The sequence below is a fragment of the Roseivirga ehrenbergii genome (genome assembly GCF_001593005.1).
Lineage (GTDB): Bacteria > Bacteroidota > Bacteroidia > Cytophagales > Cyclobacteriaceae > Roseivirga > Roseivirga ehrenbergii.
Genome location: NZ_LQZQ01000049.1, coordinates 1 through 17,138 on the forward strand (window position 1 = coordinate 1; position 17,138 = coordinate 17,138).

The 17,138-nt window shown below is 38.6% G+C and carries 13 protein-coding genes; 4 read left to right on the top strand and 9 right to left on the bottom strand.

Annotation, left to right across the window (positions count from 1 at the left end):
- The 7 genes from MB14_RS14375 to MB14_RS14410 form a co-directional block, all read right to left on the bottom strand.
- Nucleotides 1-3,720, bottom strand: a 3,720-nt coding sequence (locus tag MB14_RS14375; protein ID WP_511476803.1) for an SP85-like N-terminal domain-containing protein, incomplete at its 3' end; no start/stop codon positions are given.
- A gap of 357 nt (nt 3,721-4,077) precedes the next feature.
- A complete protein-coding gene (locus MB14_RS14380; RefSeq protein WP_062592791.1) occupies nt 4,078-4,629 on the bottom strand; it encodes a mechanosensitive ion channel family protein in 552 nt (183 codons plus the stop codon).
- Nucleotides 4,630-4,799: 170 nt separating this feature from the next.
- A complete protein-coding gene (locus tag MB14_RS14385; RefSeq protein WP_084376095.1) occupies nt 4,800-7,163 on the bottom strand; it encodes an alpha/beta hydrolase family protein in 2,364 nt (787 codons plus the stop codon).
- A gap of 92 nt (nt 7,164-7,255) precedes the next feature.
- Nucleotides 7,256-7,669, bottom strand: a complete 414-nt coding sequence (locus MB14_RS14395; protein WP_062592799.1) for a RidA family protein — start codon at nt 7,667-7,669, stop codon at nt 7,256-7,258.
- Nucleotides 7,670-7,678: 9 nt separating this feature from the next.
- Nucleotides 7,679-7,954, bottom strand: a complete 276-nt coding sequence (locus MB14_RS14400; RefSeq protein ID WP_062592801.1) for a hypothetical protein — start codon at nt 7,952-7,954, stop codon at nt 7,679-7,681.
- A complete protein-coding gene (locus tag MB14_RS14405) occupies nt 7,951-8,391 on the bottom strand; it encodes a GNAT family N-acetyltransferase (RefSeq protein WP_062592802.1) in 441 nt (146 codons plus the stop codon). Before MB14_RS14405 ends, MB14_RS14400 begins: the two co-directional genes overlap by 4 nt.
- A 6-nt stretch (nt 8,392-8,397) precedes the next feature.
- Nucleotides 8,398-9,687 (bottom strand): aminopeptidase P N-terminal domain-containing protein, encoded by a 1,290-nt coding sequence (locus MB14_RS14410; RefSeq protein WP_062592804.1) that lies wholly within the window; start codon nt 9,685-9,687, stop codon nt 8,398-8,400.
- Nucleotides 9,688-9,847: 160 nt separating this feature from the next.
- On the opposite strand from MB14_RS14410, the gene MB14_RS19140 reads away from it, so the two are divergent.
- The 4 genes from MB14_RS19140 (at nt 9,848) to MB14_RS14430 (ending at nt 14,963) form a co-directional block, all read left to right on the top strand.
- Nucleotides 9,848-10,513, top strand: a complete 666-nt coding sequence (locus MB14_RS19140; RefSeq protein ID WP_084376096.1) for a LuxR C-terminal-related transcriptional regulator — start codon at nt 9,848-9,850, stop codon at nt 10,511-10,513.
- Between the two features lie 100 nt (nt 10,514-10,613).
- Complete coding sequence (locus MB14_RS14420; protein ID WP_062592810.1) at nt 10,614-12,887, top strand: TonB-dependent receptor plug domain-containing protein; 2,274 nt, start codon at nt 10,614-10,616, stop codon at nt 12,885-12,887.
- Nucleotides 12,884-13,975, top strand: a complete 1,092-nt coding sequence (locus MB14_RS14425) for an HmuY family protein (RefSeq protein WP_062592812.1) — start codon at nt 12,884-12,886, stop codon at nt 13,973-13,975. Before MB14_RS14420 ends, MB14_RS14425 begins: the two co-directional genes overlap by 4 nt.
- A gap of 76 nt (nt 13,976-14,051) precedes the next feature.
- Entirely contained in the window at nt 14,052-14,963 is a 912-nt protein-coding gene (locus MB14_RS14430; RefSeq protein ID WP_062593428.1) for a DUF6607 family protein, read from the top strand.
- Between the two features lie 177 nt (nt 14,964-15,140).
- On the opposite strand, the gene MB14_RS14435 is transcribed toward MB14_RS14430, so the two are convergent.
- Together MB14_RS14435 and ald are read right to left on the bottom strand one after the other, a co-directional pair.
- Nucleotides 15,141-15,713 carry a hypothetical protein gene (locus MB14_RS14435; RefSeq protein WP_062592814.1) on the bottom strand — a complete coding sequence of 191 codons (573 nt, stop codon included), beginning with the start codon at nt 15,711-15,713 and terminating at the stop codon, nt 15,141-15,143.
- Nucleotides 15,714-15,934: 221 nt separating this feature from the next.
- Nucleotides 15,935-17,050, bottom strand: coding sequence for an alanine dehydrogenase (gene ald, locus MB14_RS14440; protein WP_062592816.1), 1,116 nt, complete (start codon nt 17,048-17,050; stop codon nt 15,935-15,937).
- Nucleotides 17,051-17,138: the final 88 nt, after the last annotated feature.

Genomic DNA, 17,138 nt, shown 5'->3' on the forward strand with positions numbered 1-17,138 from the left:
ACTAAACGAAGTCTTGTCAACGGTTAATGTAAGATTACAGTTATCTGAAGAACCATTGTCTATCTGAGCGGCTGTAATATTAGCATTTCCATTAGCATCAAGGGCTACTGTAATGTCTTTTGCAAGAACGGTAGGGGTGATGTCGTCAACAATAGTTACTACAGATGTTTTTGTAGTGGTATTGCCATGACTATCTGTTACGGTTAATGTTACCGTATTCTCACCTAGGTCATTACAGTCAAAATCTGCCTTATTAATTTCGATTGACTCAGGATCGCATGAACCAGTTCCTGTAGAAACAGTACATGAGGAGATATCCATATTGAAGTCACCACCAACTGATTGGCCCTGCCCGTTGGTATAGAAGAACCAACCTGACATTCCGTAGTTACCATTTTTGTCGTTAGCAGCTTGACCTACTTGGAAACCATAGTTATAATTTCCTGGCATGTGAGTAATTGTTTTCACTTGTCCAGTATTATTACCTCCACCAGTAAAGGTAGAAGGTATGGTAGTGCTCATTTGATAGTAAGACCAATCTTTATAGTTGTTTCCAACAATATTGGCGTCTCCTTTCCAACTTCTTCCTAATGCAGACCATTCAGTCCAATTTCTCTTTTGGTCAAGGTTGAGCTGAGCTACCCAAATATCATTTGGGTCGGATTTATTGACGATAGTACCAATAACCATAGCGGTACCATCTGCGTATTGAACTAATTGGCCACCATTTGCATCGAATTTGAAATCGATCCAATTATTATCGTTAGGGTAGTAATTTTTGAATGATACAGCATGGTTACTGTATCCGTCATAAGGTACCACTGTACAAATTTCAACAGCGTTATCGATTAAATCACTAGCGCTTATTGAGGCATTTCCACTAGCATCTAGTGATACTGTTATGTTATTTGTTACAACTTCAGGCGCATTGTTATTTATGACAGTAACAATTGCAGACGCTGATGCAGAGTTTCCACTTGCGTCAGTACCAGTTAAGGTAACTGTTTGCGGTCCTTCATCTGAACAATCGAAAGCGAATTTATCAATTGACAGAGTAATGTCACAATTATCGAAAGAGCCATTATCGACCTGCGCAGCTGTTATGCTGGCATTTCCGTTGGCATCAAGTGTTACGGAAATGTTCTTAGTGATAATGGTTGGAGCAGTGTTGTCAGTTACAGTAATTGTTACCGACTTGGTGCTAACATTTCCATTGGTGTCTGTAGCAGTTACGGTTACAGTGTTGTCACCAAGATTTGAACAATCGAAATTCACCTTACTTAGTTCAATTGTGGCGATTCCACAGTTATCTGTTGTGCCGTTATCTACTTGATTACTAGTAATGGAGGCATTTCCGTTCGCATTAAGTGCTACTGTTAAGTTCTGAGTAATAATGGTTGGAGCGGTGTTATCTACAATGGTTACCGTAGCAGGAGCCGAAGCAGAGTTTCCACTAGGATCCGTACCTGTTAAAGTAACCGTTTGAGTCCCAACCTGATTACAGTCAAATGATAGTTTGTCAATTGATAAAGTAATACCACAGTTGTCATAAGATCCACTGTCAACTTGCGCTGCAGTAAGGCTTACGTTTCCATTAGCATCGAGTGGAAGCGTAATGTTCTTTGTAATAATAGTAGGAGCGGTATTGTCAGTAATAGTTACTGTAGCAGTTTTAGAAGTAGTGTTTCCGCTTGCATCAGTAGCCGTCAATATTACCGTTTGAGTACCAACATCTGAACAACCGAAAGAAGTTTTATCAAGGGAAAGTGTGACACCACAAACATCAGAAGAGCCATTGTCTATTTGTGCAGGGGTAATTGCTGCATTTCCGTTGGCGTCTAAATTTACCGTGATGTTTTTTGTACTTACTGTTGGAGGTGTGATGTCATTTATAGTAACAATAGCTGTTTTAGAAGTTGAATTTCCACTAGCATCAGAAACAGTAACGGTAACTATATTCTGCCCGATATTAGAGCAGTCAAAATCAGTAATGTCTACACTGACTTCAGTGATAGAACAATTGTCTTTAGTACAGGTTGCTTCTTGATAGTATTGTGCAGGAATAAATCTAGCAGTTTCACCAGCTCCAGGTACAAATCCACCTCCGAAGCCTCCATCGCCAAATCCTCCATCGCCAAACCCACCATTATCAATGTCTATAACAGCATCGTCACAAAGCACAAGTAGGTCAAGCGCATCCGCAATAGATGCTTGACCAAATTCATCAAGATTTAAAGATATATTTTTGGTGACTACAGTAGGGGCGGTATTGTCAACTACATTCACATTAGCTGTAGCAGTTTTTGTATTTCCACTGTTATCAGTTACAATCAACGTTACTTCGTTGAAACCGAGATTTGAACAGTCAAAGGTTGTTTTATTTAATGATAAGCTAATTGTTCCACAAGCATCGCTTGATCCATTATTTATCATTTGAGGTGTGATTGTGGCAATACCGTTAGCATCTAAGGCTACCGTTATATTTTTAGCTTTTGCAACAGGAAAGGTATTATCCCTGATATAAACTATTGCAGTTGCCGTGGTAACGTTTCCACTTTGATCTGTAACAGTAGCTGTAACAATGTTTTCTCCAATATTGGAACAATCGAAAGTTTTTTTACTTATCACATAAGAGGCAATTGAGCAGTTGTCCGATGTACAAGGTTTTGCAAAGAAAAAATCTTCTCCACCTTCATTTGGTGCAACTATACTTTCTATAGTTCCATCAGCATTTAGTGAATTTGGACCATATAAGCTTGAAATACCTCCAGTGCTACAATTAAAATCTAGTACATCGTTTGCCGATATGGTGACTGTTCCATTCATCAGCGTACGGATTACATTTTTCGTTACAACAACAGGAGGTGTAACATCCTTAATATTAATGTCAACTTGCTGAGTGCATGTTTCACCAAACTGATCGGTTGAAGTGATTGTAATAGTATTTAACCCTAAGTTTGAGCAGTCGAAGGTAGTTTGACTTGCTGTGTGATTGACTACTCTTTGTACCTGAGCAAGGTCAAGGTTGAAATCTCCTTGGTGATAATTTTGTCCATCTAATGAATAACTGAACCAACCCGATAGTCCAAAACCTGAATTCTTGTTATTCGCAGCCGTACCAACCTGAAAACCGAAATTATAGTTAGCCGGCATGTGTGTAATCTCTACCGTCTTACCTGAGTTCCCTGATAACCCTATTATGGTACTTGTAAGATTTGGGTTTTCTATATAATATGACCAATTCGTATAGTTATTTCCAATTAAGCCAGACTCATCTTTGTAGGTTCTACCTAAACCACTCCATTGTGCCCAGTTAGACTTACTAGATAGGTAAAGATTAACTTCCCATTGGTCTAAGGGATTTCCTGTATTCGTTAAAGTTCCTTTAAGGGTAGCGGTTCCATCTGCATTTTCAATAAATGAAGCTCCAGCACTAAAAACAAAATCTGTGGTACTTGAAGGAAATGGATTATTGCTTAACCACATTGCATGACCATCACCAACCGCAGCAGTCGGAGTGTACGGAGTAGATGTGAAACAGTCATTTAAGTTAAGGGAGGCCAAATTAAGTGAAGCATTTCCAGTTGAATTCAAGTTAAGTACTGGGGTAACTTGAGCATTGGCTGAAATAAACAAAGAAAACCAACACACAAGTGTTAGTAATCCCTTCTTCAAATTAAAAGCACTCCTGATGACAGGATGGAGTACAGATTTTAACATTTTATACACACGTTTTGGTTAAAAGCAATCTTTGTTTTTTTCTCCTCGTTAATGCATAGGCCAGTTTTTAAGAACATACACACATTTATGTTTGACCAAGCTTGAGGTGAAAGAGATTAAGTGAAAGGAATGCAAATATATAAAAATACGTACAATGTATACGGTATTTTGTTATTTAAATACATTTAACAGCTTGAAGGTCAGAATTGTCGGGTATGATATACTCTCAGTAAGTTTGCTTTTTGACTTCTGATTTTGCCATATCCTTATTCAGCCGTTTATTTCTATTAATCCCTGTTTTTCAAATTCTTTCAACCCTTCTTACAAGGGTTGCGATACTTTAATTAATGGTTTCTATTAAGCAGTTTCTCTAACTTCAATGAATGCTTCTTTACTAATAGGCATTTTAAAGCCCTTTTCAATGAGGTACTTATGTAGTGCTGTTTCTAATTTGTAGTCGAGCTCTAAAAAATGATCTAACAAGCACCAAGGGGTAACTTTCAGTTCAACAGAGTTCTCATGTAGTTTGATTACCTCTATTCTTGATTTAGGAGATTTTAAAATACTGGTTTGTTCTTTAAGAAAAGCGTAAATGGTTTCTTTTACCAAGGCCATATTTTCTGAATAACAAACATTAAGCTTCAACTCTAACCTGATGATATTTTTATCACTTAAGTTATTTAATGTGCCTAATAAGAATTGAGAATTGTCAACTAAAACCTTTTCGCCATCAATAGTTTTAATTTCGCTATTGATCCAGTTGCTAGATGTTACTGAACCTATTTCACCATCAATTTCGATAAAGTCACCTGTTTTAAACGGCTTTACTGTCTTTAAGAAGATACCTCCTGAAAGATTAAGTATAGACGTTAAAAAAGGTGCTTTCATTTTGTTGCTGATGGTTCTCATAAGTGATACTTTGATGAAAGTAGTTTCAATCTCTGTACCAAATACACATATGTGTATGTATACCCTACCAGATACACATAAATTTATTAGGTATTTCTCTTAGCGTGCAGGAGCATCCCATTTTGGGAGTAAAAAGTGGCTGTTGGGAATAAGTAAATTCTGTAGGTGGCTTAATGCAAAGCTATTTTATCAATGATAATCACTCCTTTAGAACTCTTGTCAAATACAAAACGCACTTTTCTCAAAGCGTCAAGATTGAACTCTGGTGATTTAGCATTTAACATTTCATTATTAATAAAGAAGGTGTTGTAAACGGCTTCAGAAGTTTTGGTGGATTGAAGACTAGGGTTTTTTAGAACGTCAACTGTAAGTTGTCTTTGTAAATAACTGTATTCACTTAAGGTAAGCTGTACTGTGTGGCCAGCATCATCTGTGAGTAGGATACTGAAGTTAATAGGCTCTGGTGCCTTTTCGTCATCATCGTCTTTTTCACTTTCTTCTGTTTCCTCATCGTTCTGATTTGAATTGTTTTTGTCATTGTCCGATTCATTATTCTCGTTCGAATTTTCGTCAGCTTTCTTTTTATCTCTGTCTTTATCTGGGTAAGAGTTTTCTTTAGATTCGGCCAATTCGAAAGTAAGTGCGGTTGATTGCGGTAGTTTTTGTTGATCGCCAACAGAAAATTCAATCCAAGCGGTTTGACTTTCATAAGCTAGACTGTCCCAACCTACATATACAGCTTGAGTTGCCTTGTTACCCCATTTCATACCTACCAACTGTTCTCTCCAAACGGTTAGGTTTTCGGAGGTTACTTTTCCTCCACTTGAGTTAGTGGTAAGGTCTAAGTCTTCTTCGAAATCGGCAATGACTTTCCAATTTGATGATTCGTATTGGTTGAGGTAAATAGTAGGGGGGAGCCAATTGTTACCGCTTCGATGGTCTTTAAATAAAACTTCATATTCTTTTTTGCCTTGCAATGTGGCTTGCAAGAATGCACTTATATATACTTTACCAATTTCCAATTGATCTTCCATTGGTAACAATGCTTTTTTATTTAGAAGAGAACCATAGGGTTGCCCTGAATCTGAATTGCCCCACGTGGTATTGAATTGTCCATGATTTGCACCATATATATAGATAGCCGATTTGAAATGATATAGTGAATCGGTGAATTTGACTCTTTCGTATTGTCTTAAGCCTGAAAACGACTGAACGTCTCCATCATTTGCGCCATGAAGCACCAAGTAGTTTACATTTTCTAATGGCGTTTGAGTTTCTCCTGGTTTGTATTGACCATCTACAGGAGCAATAGCTACAACAGATTTTATATTAAAGTCGAAGTCGAATTTTTGCTTGGCGTCATCCGGATAGAACTGTAACTTGTTGAAGAAGCCTGCAATTGCGGCTGCTTCGCCACCCCGCGAATGCCCCATTACGGCAATATTTTCTAGGTCAACTTTATTTTGAAAAATATTGTCACTTTCATCATTCCACTTTCTCCAGTATTTCAAGTGCTCTAAAAGCAACCAGCCACGAGCATCATTTTCCTCATCCAAGCCATCACCAAACATGTCTTTCCACGAGCTGTTAATGAAATTTTCATCTACACTCACCATTATCATTCCTTGGCTGGCCAGCAGTTTTCCTAAGTATTCATAGCCGGGGTCTGAAAAATCTTCCATGCCATGATTGCCATGGACAATTAATGCTAGAGGAAAAGGTCCATCTCCTTCAGGATACCAAACTCGCCCATTTATAGGAAGTGCCTCTTCATTGAACCCCCAAAAGCGAGTGCGTAGTTTTCCTGCAAAACCTTCCCAATTATCTAATAAACGAGATCCGTCTACTGAATCCGTGACAATCGTGACTTCTTCTGCAAACTCTTTTCGCTGTTTGTCATTTCCGCTACCATAAGTGAGGTAAGCAACCTGATATTCGCCTTCTAAGGCAGGATTTGGGGCTTGAATTAATGGGGCTTTATAAGGTGAAGTTTGAGCTGCATCAATGTGCGCTATTTCTGGTAAACTCCCTGTGTCGAACAACCAAATAAGGCCCCAGACTAAGCCTGCTAAACCAATGAGGCTACCTAGGCTTGATACAATAAGTTGATAAATTGAAAGTTTGCTTCTGTTCTTTTTTGTTAATGAAAACAAACCCGCCCCCGCTAGTCCAGAAAAACCGATGACAAGCAAAGGGAATTTTATGGCTAAGCTATCTCCAAAAAGCATGGTGGTTAAAAAGAAAGCGCCTGGTAAAACCCATAAAAAACTCTTGGGTAATTTTTTAAGAATAAGCAGCAATAGAATTAAACTGGCGCTACACAGAAATGCAAGAAGCAGTCCGAGTGCTAAAGGAATTAGACCGATTGGTGTGCCTGATTCTAAGACAAACATGAACATTGCTCCTAAAACCCAAATTACCACTGCGGTTGTGGCGATGGCTTTGTTAGCGCCTTTCCAAGCAATTTCCCCGGGTGTTATTTTTAATAAGAAGGATTTAACTGCTCTGGAAATACGTTTGAAGAAATTGCGCATAACGAAATAAGGTTTCCAAAATCTACTTATAAATCGTTGATTATCAAATCGCTTAATTTATAAGTATAATCTGTTCTACCTTTAAATATAGCTCAAATGGTAGCAATACATTTGAGCTCAATAGCAATTGGGGTAGGGAGGGAGTTGATTTCAACAGTCGTTCGACATGGTTGATTATCTTTAAAGTATTCCGCGTAGATACGATTATAGGTTTTGAAATCAGCCTTCATGTTGGTCAGAAAAACGGTAACATCTACCAACTGATCCCAGCTGCTTCCAGAATCTTCCAGAATGAGCTTTACATTTTTGAAAACCGAATGACATTGCGCTTCAATATCGTAAGTGAGAATATTACCTTCACCATCTAATTCAACCCCGGGGATGTTTTTTGTACCTCGTTCTCTTGGCCCAACGCCAGAAAGAAATAGGAGGTTACCTACTTTTCGCGCATGCGGATATAAGCCTACAGGCTCTGGTGCTCTATTTGAATTTAGCTTGTCACTCATAGTCTTTTGTTATTGTGGAACCCAAATGTGTTTGGCGGAAATGCTTTCTAATCTTGTAGGAATCGTAATCTTTTCATTCGATTTACAATAGAAAACAAAGCCTTTATATGAGGTGCTGTATTTATAAACGTCTTTAAAAAATAGTTTGCTCTGATGTTCAATTACCAAACCGTCATCCATCCTTGAAAGCATTCGGCCAAAATCATTGGCCTCGATTTTGATGATTGCGCCAGATGCTTTTATGGCTTGTTGAATAGCGGCTTGTGCTGCGGCTGCTGTACTCATTTTAAATGCTTTACAAGTTCAATGCGATAGTTCTCAAGTTCGTCTTTTGGTTTCACATTAAAAATATCGAAGCCATTTTTAAATGCGAAGATCAACATTGCCTTGTGTCGGTTTAATGTTTTAAAACGAATTTTGGAGTAGCCTTTATTTAAGGCCCAACCTTCCATTTCGTTTGCCAAGGCTTTTGCTACGCCAAGTTTTCTGTATTCAGGCAAAACACCACCCAGCCAACTATAAAATGAACCGTCTTTGTGTTTGTGATAACCTACTTTGCAGCCTACTGTGGTACCATCAATTTTAGCCAATAATACGATATGGGCTTTATTCTTGATTTTGCCTTCATAGTAATCTGAATCCAACAAAGGATCAAATTCAGGAACACTTCCTAAGACCTTTAATGCCTCTGAAAGTGTTCCTTGATAAATTTCTATAGCCATTTGAAATTAAGCGTTCATTATGCTTTCAATCTCTTCGGCCTCAATCGGGATGTTACGCATTAGGTTGAACGTACCATCTTTTGTAATTAATTCATCATCTTCTAATCGAATACCAAGTCCTTCTTCTGGAATATAAATACCCGGCTCAACAGTGAAGACCATACCTTCTTTAAACTCTGTATAAATGCTGGCCACATCATGAACATCTAAACCGATATGGTGAGAAGTGCCATGCATAAAATACTTTTTGTAAGCCGGCCAATCCGGATTTTCATTAGCTACATCAGTTTTGTCAATTAAGCCCAAACCAATTAGTTCACTTGTCATGATTTTACCCACCTCTTTATGGTATTCAGGAATCCTATTTCCTGGCTTCAACATAGCGGTGGCTTCTTTTTTCACTCTCAAAACCGCATCGTAAACCGCGCGTTGTCTTTTTGTGAATCTGCCATTAACTGGAATTGTACGCGTCATGTCTGCATTGTAGTTGGCGTATTCTGCTCCAACATCCATCAGTAACAAATCGCCATCTCTCAATTGGTCTTTGTTTTCAACATAATGAAGAACACAAGCATTTGGCCCACCACCAATAATTGGGGTATATGCAAATCCTTTAGACTTTCTTTTTACAAATTCATACTGAAATTCAGCTTCTACCTCGTATTCCCAAACGCCTGGCTTGGTTAAACCTAGTACTTTTCTGAAAGCCTTTTCGGTAATATCACATGCAGTTTGCATGAGTTCGATTTCTCGTTTCTCTTTAACTGTTCTCAGGTCGTAAATAATTGGTGCTAGTCTTTCATACTCATAATTTGGGTAGTTGGCATGGCACCATTTTGTGAATCTATCTGTGCGGGTTTCTACCTCTGTGGCATTGCGGATATGCTCATTATTATAAAGGTAGATGTTTTCTGTTTCGGCAAGAATGGTGTTAAAGGTGTTCTCGAACTTGTCATTCCAAATAACGGTCTGAATGCCTGAGGTTTCTGTGGCTTCTTCTTGCGTATATTTATGTCCTTCCCAAACGGCAATATGCTCATTGGTTTCTCTTACAAACAATACTTCTCTGAATTTGGGGTCTGGGAAATCAGGGGCAATCAATAATATGGATTCTTCTTGATCGATTCCAGAAAGGTAAAGCATGTTACTATTTTGACGGAACGGCATGGTGCCATCTGCATTGGTGGGCATAACATCGTTAGAGCAAACTACAACAACTGAGTTTGGCTTTAAACGGGCTTTTAGTTTTTCTCTGTTTTTAATAAACAGGTCTTTTCCTATTGCTTCGTATCTCATAATCTATGTTTTTATGAATTCGAACGAAATAACTAGGAAAAAGGGAGAAAAGGAAGGAAAGCACGTTAAGTCTTATTGACTATTCTTTTATGGTTTCATCTTGGAGGAAATGATTTTTTAAATAGCTCATCTGTTTCATATTTATCTTTTTGCTTTACCTTTGCGTAGAATTAGTCTAAATAAGGATAGTCAATTGAATCTAGCCCCACTTTACATCTGTTTTCCGCAATATCTAATTCAGCAAGGTTTGCTGGCTTTGGCTAATAATAGCGGTCATTTTAGTGAGGTGAAGGTATTTAGGCACACTTCTGAACTTAAGAAGTGGATTGGGAGTCATGAAACTGAAACTGTAATTTTAGACTACCAAAATGAAGACGAAGGTTTTGTGCACGAACTTAGTCGATGGATTCAGACGCATCCTAATCTGAATGTGTTGGTCATTACTGATGATGTAGACAGTAATAGAATACGCAGCGTGCTGAAAATGGGGGTGAGTGGCTTTTTAACGAAATCTTGTAGTGAAGCGGAAATTCTTGAGGCCATAAGCGCAATCAAAAATGGTAAGACATTCTACTGCAATAGAGTGCTTAAAGCACTGGTAGATGAGGGTAATGAGTTTTTTGAACTTTCTGAACGAGAGAAGGAGGTAGTGAAGTTAATTGCTGCTGGAAATTCATCTTCTGAAATTGCAGATATACTCAGTATTAGCATTCATACGGTAAACTCACACCGCAAAAACATACTTAAAAAGCTGAAACTCAAATCTCCTACAGAGCTTATCATCTTTGCGGCCGAACAAGGCTGGGTGAGCTTAGAACGAAGATAGTCACTAATGCTAGTGATTATTTTCCCTAGCATTAGCGATTGTAAGCCAACTTAAAAGCCAGCTACCTTTGTGTTATTAAGAATTAATCTAAATAACACTCGTGCGCAGCGCAATTACTCTCATATTTATACTCACTTGTCCTACCATTTTTGGGCAGAAAATTACATTAAGGGACCAAAATACGGGCGATTTAATTGACGGGGTGGCCTTTATGTTTCAGCCTTTAAATGGAGCATATAGTGGTCAAATGGTATCAAATACTCTTGGTGTTGTTGAACTGAAGGCAGTCGATTTTCCTATCGTTATAAAAACCCAACATGTGGGTTACCAATCCTATTCAGACACATTAAAGACTTCCACAGATTACTTGATTCACCTTGTGCCAAAGAAGGTTCAGCTCAATGATTTTATTGTTACAGGGCAGTTCAACCCTCAGTCAGCAGAGCAGTCGGTTTTCACTGTAAAGGTGATTGAGCGAGAGGAAATAAAAGCACGAGGAGCGGTGAATTTATCCGAAGCGCTTTCCAATACTTTAAATATTCGTGCATCCCAAGATTTGGCCATTGGAAGCTCCGGAATTAGCATGCAGGGAATTTCTGGTCAGAACGTGAAGATTCTTCTAGATGGAGTTCCTTTGGTTAACCGAAACGGAAACGGAAATGCGGCCGACCTTTCTCAAATCAACCTAAATAACATTGAAAGAATTGAGATTGTGGAAGGCCCAATGGCGGTGAACTATGGTGCGAATGCTTTGGCCGGAGTAATCAATCTTATTTCTTATAAAGACGCACAAAACACCACCGAAATTTCTGTAGGTATACAGGAAGAAACCGTAGGTTCTGAGTTTGGGCCAGATGAAGGAAAGCACATTCAAAGCATAGACGTAAGACAACAAATTGCTAAGCAATGGTTTGGGCAAATTGGTGTATTGCATAACGATTTTATGGGTTTTCAAGGAAATCAAACAGGCCGGCCAAAGGAATGGAATCCTAAAGAGCAATATCAGGGCAATGCGCTCCTACGATTTAGCCCAGAAAATCACTCCATTTATTATAGGTTAGATTATTTAGACGAGACGATCAATGACCTCGGTAAATCGAATAATAATTATTTACCCTCGGGAGAAAATCAGCCTTTCGCTATAGATGAACAGTACTTGACTCAGCGTGCTATTCATCATATTCAAGCGGAAGGCAAACTCCCTTTTTTGAGCCGTTACAATGCTTTTGCTTCTTATTCTGACTTTGAAAGAATAAAGAGAAAAGTTTCGAAAAACCTGGTTACAGGTGAAGAACAGTTAACCACCGCTGATGGCGACCAAGATGTAAGTACGTATAATGTATGGGAATTTGGAGGGGCTGGATATTTATCTATTTCTGATAAAATTGACTTACAGACAGGTTATAATTTAAGCTTTGAAAAAGTAGGTGGTGGAAGAATTCAAGAAGGCGAACAAGAGATTAACGATTTGGCTATCTATAGCTCACTTGAGTGGAAAGTGGGTGAGAATATTCTTGTTCGTCCGGGGCTACGCTTGGCTTCGAATAGCGCTTTTGGAACACAGCTAATTCCTTCGGCACAAATCAAGAAATCATTTGAAGGGAATGCAGATTTAAGACTTTCTTACGGAAGAGGCTATCGTGCGCCTTCTGTTCGGGAGCTCTACTTTGAGTTTGTTGATTCTAATCACAGGATTTTCGGAAATGAAAATTTGACGCCAGAGTTTTCTCATCATTTAAGCTCTAATTTCACTAAACCTTACGAGGTAGGAAATGCTAAATCAGAAGCTGCATTTAACCTCTTCTACAATACGATTGACGACCAGATTGGAATCGCCCAATCAGCCTCTGATGCAACGGCTACCACCTATGTCAATATTGATAAATACAAAACCTTAGGGCTTGGTGTAAACCAGAAAATGGAGTGGGAGAAGCTCACGACAAGTTTTGGGATTTCATATGTTGGTAGGTATAACCGTTTAGACGAAAACCAGCAAAACGATTTAAACAAGTTTTTCTATACACCAGAACTCAATGGAAATGTTCAGTACGATTGGGCAGCGATTGGAACAAAAATCAATGTTTTCTACAAATACACAGGAGCATTAAGAAACTACATTTTCTCGGAAAATGCTGCTGGCGAACAAGAGGTAACCATTGGTGAAGTGGAAGGGTATCACTGGCTGGACTTAACCTTATCTAAAACCTTTTTCACGCATTTTGATATGGTGTTAGGGGTAAGAAACTTACTAGATATTCAAAGAATCAATAATTCAGGAGTTTCAGGCGGAACACACTCTGGCGGTGCTTCTGTGCCTGTATCCTACGGAAGAAGCTATTTTATAAAATTAAACTATAACCTAAAATTAAAATGACGAACAGTAAATACACCTTGAAGCTAATTCTTGCTTTAGTAGCAATTGGCTTCTTAAATGCTTGCGATTCTGAAGATGATCAACCTAAAGTTGACCCTGCAGTTTCTAGTGCAATTATAGATGCAGAAGTGGGAGGGACTGATCAACCTAACCAAGTTTTCATCGATTTTTCTTCTAAAACTCAAACAGTAGTTAATCGTGCTTCTTGGGATTTAGGTTTTTATGCTGGTAGCGAGTTTAGAGTGATTCTGAACAATCCTGCAAGTATGCTTACTCAAGCAATTGACAAAACTGATTTGACTGAAGTTACTGCGGAAGATACCGTAGGAATGGGGGCTCAAATGGATATTGATGCCATCTTCGGTTCATTGTTTGGAGCACCAGCGGAATGGTTACCTCTAGCTCAAACTTGGATGGATCAGCCAGATGGATCTTTAGAAGGAACTGCCATTGCTGAAGTGTCTGCTACAGCTGAGCAAAATAAAGTATACATTATCAACCGTGGTAAAAATGCTGACGGATCAGGCCGAGGCTGGATGAAAGCTCGATTCTTGAGAGAGGGTAGTGGGTATAAAATGCAGTATGCCGAAATCAATTCAGCCACTTTTAGTGAAATACAGATTAATAAAGACAGTAACTATAATTTCAATTACGTCAACTTTAATCAAGGACTGGTAGATGTAGAACCTGAGAAAACTAAATGGGACATTTGCTTCACAATTTTCACTAACCTTTTACCCATTGACGCGACTTCCAAAATACCTTATGCTTACAAAGATTTTGTGATTCAAAATAGAGCAAATGTGGAAATAGCCGAAGTAGCTGTATCGGATTATGCTTATGAAGATTTCACATATACCAACTCCACTGACTTAAGCTACTCTTCAGATTTAGCTACAATTGGAAGCGAATGGAGGATTGTTGCCCAGCCTGGCTCTGATCAAGAAACCGGAGTGAATCCAGATATATTCTATGTGGTGAAAGATAGCGATAACAACTATTACAAACTGAAATTCACTAGAATGTTAGACCCAATTTCTGGTGAAAGAGGCTATCCTCAAATTCAGTATGATCTGCTGGTTCAGTAAACCGAATTTCAAAGTTCAAAAACTCAAATCATTCAAGTCTAACCAAGTATTAATACACATTCAAATAATAAGTAAAATGAAGAATATACTGATTTGCCTTATGCTGATGATGTCCACTATTGCATTGGCACAGAGTAAAAAGAAGCAAGATCAACAAGCCATTAAAGAGATGTGTGGCTGTTATGAAATTACTTTCAACTTTGCGGAAACTTTTGATTATCAGAGAGATTACCAGTTTCATGACAACTACAGAACCAAAGGGTTTGAGTGGGTGCAACTGATAAAAGATGATAAGGATGAAATCTCTATGCAACATTTGTTGATTGTAGGGGGAGGTCAAATTGTGAAACACTGGAGGCAGGATTGGTTTTATGAAAACACAGAACTTTACAGCTATGTAAAAGACAATAGTTGGAAGCTTCATGCTTTGCCAAAATCAGCAGTGAAAGGGCAGTGGTCGCAAAAGGTTTACCATGTAGACGACAGCCCACGTTATGAAAGTTCTGGTTCATGGGTACATGTAGATGGAAAACATTATTGGGAAGGTGCTTCGGATTCTCCATTACCAAGAAGAGAATATTCAAAGCGAAGTGATTACAACGTTATGCTTCGCACCAATAGACATGAGCTTACAGATTTTGGGTGGATTCATGAGCAAGACAATGGAAAGGTAAATCGTACCGAAAATGGAGATGAGCTTTTAGCAGAAGAGAAGGGGATGAATGTATACACTAAAGTGGAGGACAGTAGATGTGTTGCAGCACAAGAGTGGTGGAAGAAAAATGAGCAGTACTGGGCTGATGTGAGATCTGTTTGGGCTGAAGTTTATGCTGCTAACCCTGACTTTAGTTATGCACAAAGTCTTGATGATAAAATGCTTTATGAAGTACTTTTTGCTTTAGGTGATGAAATGGCTACTGCCGAGAAATACAATAGCACAGAGGTAAAGACTAAAGTATCGGAAATCATTAAATCTTATATGGATTAGATTGTGTAAAAGCTGGGTGAAAGGCCGTCAAGGGAATTTTACACAAGAGCTTTTGCCATTTAGAGCACTTCAGAAGAGGTGCTCTTTTTGTTTTAATTCAGGTATAAAAAAACACGTACCGATTGAAAAATCGATACGTGTATAACTGCTAACTAACTAAAACTATTACTTACTTTTCTATTGGATAGTTACGTTAAAAGTAACGCTAATGTCGGTTTCTCCGCCAGCGTTAGTTGGGTCGCCACCGCTAACTCCAGTAGCATCTTTATTTGGTTCGTGAATAAGGAGTACTTGTAAAGTTCCTGTACCGGCCGCACCAACTAAAACAGAACCCGATAAACCAATTGGTTTTGAATTAACATCCTGATCGGCATATTGGTAAGTGAAAGTGATATTGTTGGCAACAAAGAATACCTGATGCTCATCACCTTCTTCCTCTACTTCCAAAGTGATATTTTCTGCAGGAGATTCCGCTTCATTTAGAAAAGCTACACTTACATCATATGAACCGTTGGCGGCTAATACTGGGTTGGTAATTTCAGGATCATTTCCTCCTGTACCATCAAGGTCCTTGAAAGTAGCTGTTACTACCTCACCCTCATTAGGGCCAGTTCCTGTAAAAGTTACCCTCAAAGTGGTGATTAATTCTTCTTCATTTACTGGTTCTGGATCGTCCGAACCACAGGCCGTAGTAGTCAAAATAGCTGCAAATACGGCTAAGGAATAAAGCTTGATACGTGTGAATTTCATAATTATTAAACGTTATATTTTTGAATATACTTAAAGATCACTTTTAAAGACGCATATTATATATGCAACGATAGTGCATGTGCAACATTGTTGCAAGGGTTTGAAATAAATTTTCTCTTAATTCTTTATTAATGGTAAATAAGCCTAGTGGTTCGGAGATTGTAGAAAACAAAAAAGACCGCGGAAAGCGGCCTTTTGTATGTTCAAAGAATAAATCCTTATTAGTTCAAGTGTTTCTTAACATCAACATAAGGTAAATCAAAAGCTTCAGCAACCGCTTTGTATACCACGTCTCCTTTGATTACGTTTAACCCTAATTCTAACTCTCTGTTTTCATTACATGCTTTTTTCCAGCCCTTATTGGCTAATTCAATAGCGTAAGGCAAAGTTGCGTTAGTAAGTGCCACAGTAGAAGTGTAAGGTACAGCACCCGGCATGTTGGCTACACAGTAGTGAACAATATCGTCAATAATGAAAGTAGGATTCTCATGAGTTGTTGGTTTACATGTTTCAATACAACCACCTTGGTCTACCGCAACGTCAACAAGAACAGTTCCTTTTTGCATGTCTTTCAACATGTCTCTTGTGATCAAGTTAGGCGCTTTTGCACCAGGAATTAATACCGCACCAATAATCAAATCCATGATCGGAATTAACTCACGAATGTTTACCTCACTAGAATAGCGAGTTACCACATTTGCAGGCATTACATCGTTCAAATAGCGCAAGCGGTCAAGGTTGATGTCCATAATGGTTACTTGAGCACCAAGACCAGCAGCCATTTTAGCAGCTTGAGTACCAACTACTCCACCACCTAAAACAAGTACTCTGCCTGGGCTAACACCTGGTACACCACCAAGCAATACACCTTTTCCTTTAATAGGTTTTTCAAGGTATTTAGCGCCTTGTTGGGTAGCCATTCTACCAGCAACTTCCGACATAGGAATCAAAAGAGGTAAAGAGCGGTCAGCTTTTTCAACTGTTTCGTAAGCCAAACAAACTGAACGATTTTCAATCATCGCTTTAGTCAATGGCTCATAAGAAGCAAAGTGGAAATAAGTGAATAACAACTGATCTTCTTTGATCAATTTATATTCGCTTTCAATCGGTTCCTTCACCTTCATGATCATTTCCGCAATGTCATATACAGCTTCGATAGTAGGCAATATTTTAGCCCCTACACTTTCGTATAATTCATTTGGGAAACCACTATTGAAGCCCGCATTATCCTGAACATAAACCGTGTGACCACGCTTAATAAGTTCTAAGGCACCACCCGGGGTTAAAGCAACCCTGTTTTCATTGTTTTTAATTTCGATTGGTACACCAATGATCATGATATCTGAATTTTAATGTTACTCGGCAAATATAGTAAGCTAGACATCAAACGATGGCAAAGTCAGAGAAAAAAGAGTCCGCTGATAT

Excerpts from the sequence above, each read along its gene's own strand:
- MB14_RS14430 (WP_062593428.1), top strand. The coding sequence starts at position 14,052 with ATGAAGAATATACTGATTTGCCTTATGCTGATGATGTCCACTATTGCA.
- MB14_RS14410 (WP_062592804.1), bottom strand. The coding sequence starts at position 9,687 with ATGAGATACGAAGCAATAGGAAAAGACCTGTTTATTAAAAACAGAGAA.
- MB14_RS14380 (WP_062592791.1), bottom strand. The coding sequence starts at position 4,629 with ATGAGAACCATCAGCAACAAAATGAAAGCACCTTTTTTAACGTCTATA.
- ald (WP_062592816.1), bottom strand. The coding sequence starts at position 17,050 with ATGATCATTGGTGTACCAATCGAAATTAAAAACAATGAAAACAGGGTT.
- MB14_RS14395 (WP_062592799.1), bottom strand. The coding sequence starts at position 7,669 with ATGAGTGACAAGCTAAATTCAAATAGAGCACCAGAGCCTGTAGGCTTA.
- MB14_RS14425 (WP_062592812.1), top strand. The coding sequence starts at position 12,884 with ATGACGAACAGTAAATACACCTTGAAGCTAATTCTTGCTTTAGTAGCA.
- MB14_RS14405 (WP_062592802.1), bottom strand. The coding sequence starts at position 8,391 with ATGGCTATAGAAATTTATCAAGGAACACTTTCAGAGGCATTAAAGGTC.
- MB14_RS14385 (WP_084376095.1), bottom strand. The coding sequence starts at position 7,163 with ATGCGCAATTTCTTCAAACGTATTTCCAGAGCAGTTAAATCCTTCTTA.
- MB14_RS14435 (WP_062592814.1), bottom strand. The coding sequence starts at position 15,713 with ATGAAATTCACACGTATCAAGCTTTATTCCTTAGCCGTATTTGCAGCT.
- MB14_RS14400 (WP_062592801.1), bottom strand. The coding sequence starts at position 7,954 with ATGAGTACAGCAGCCGCAGCACAAGCCGCTATTCAACAAGCCATAAAA.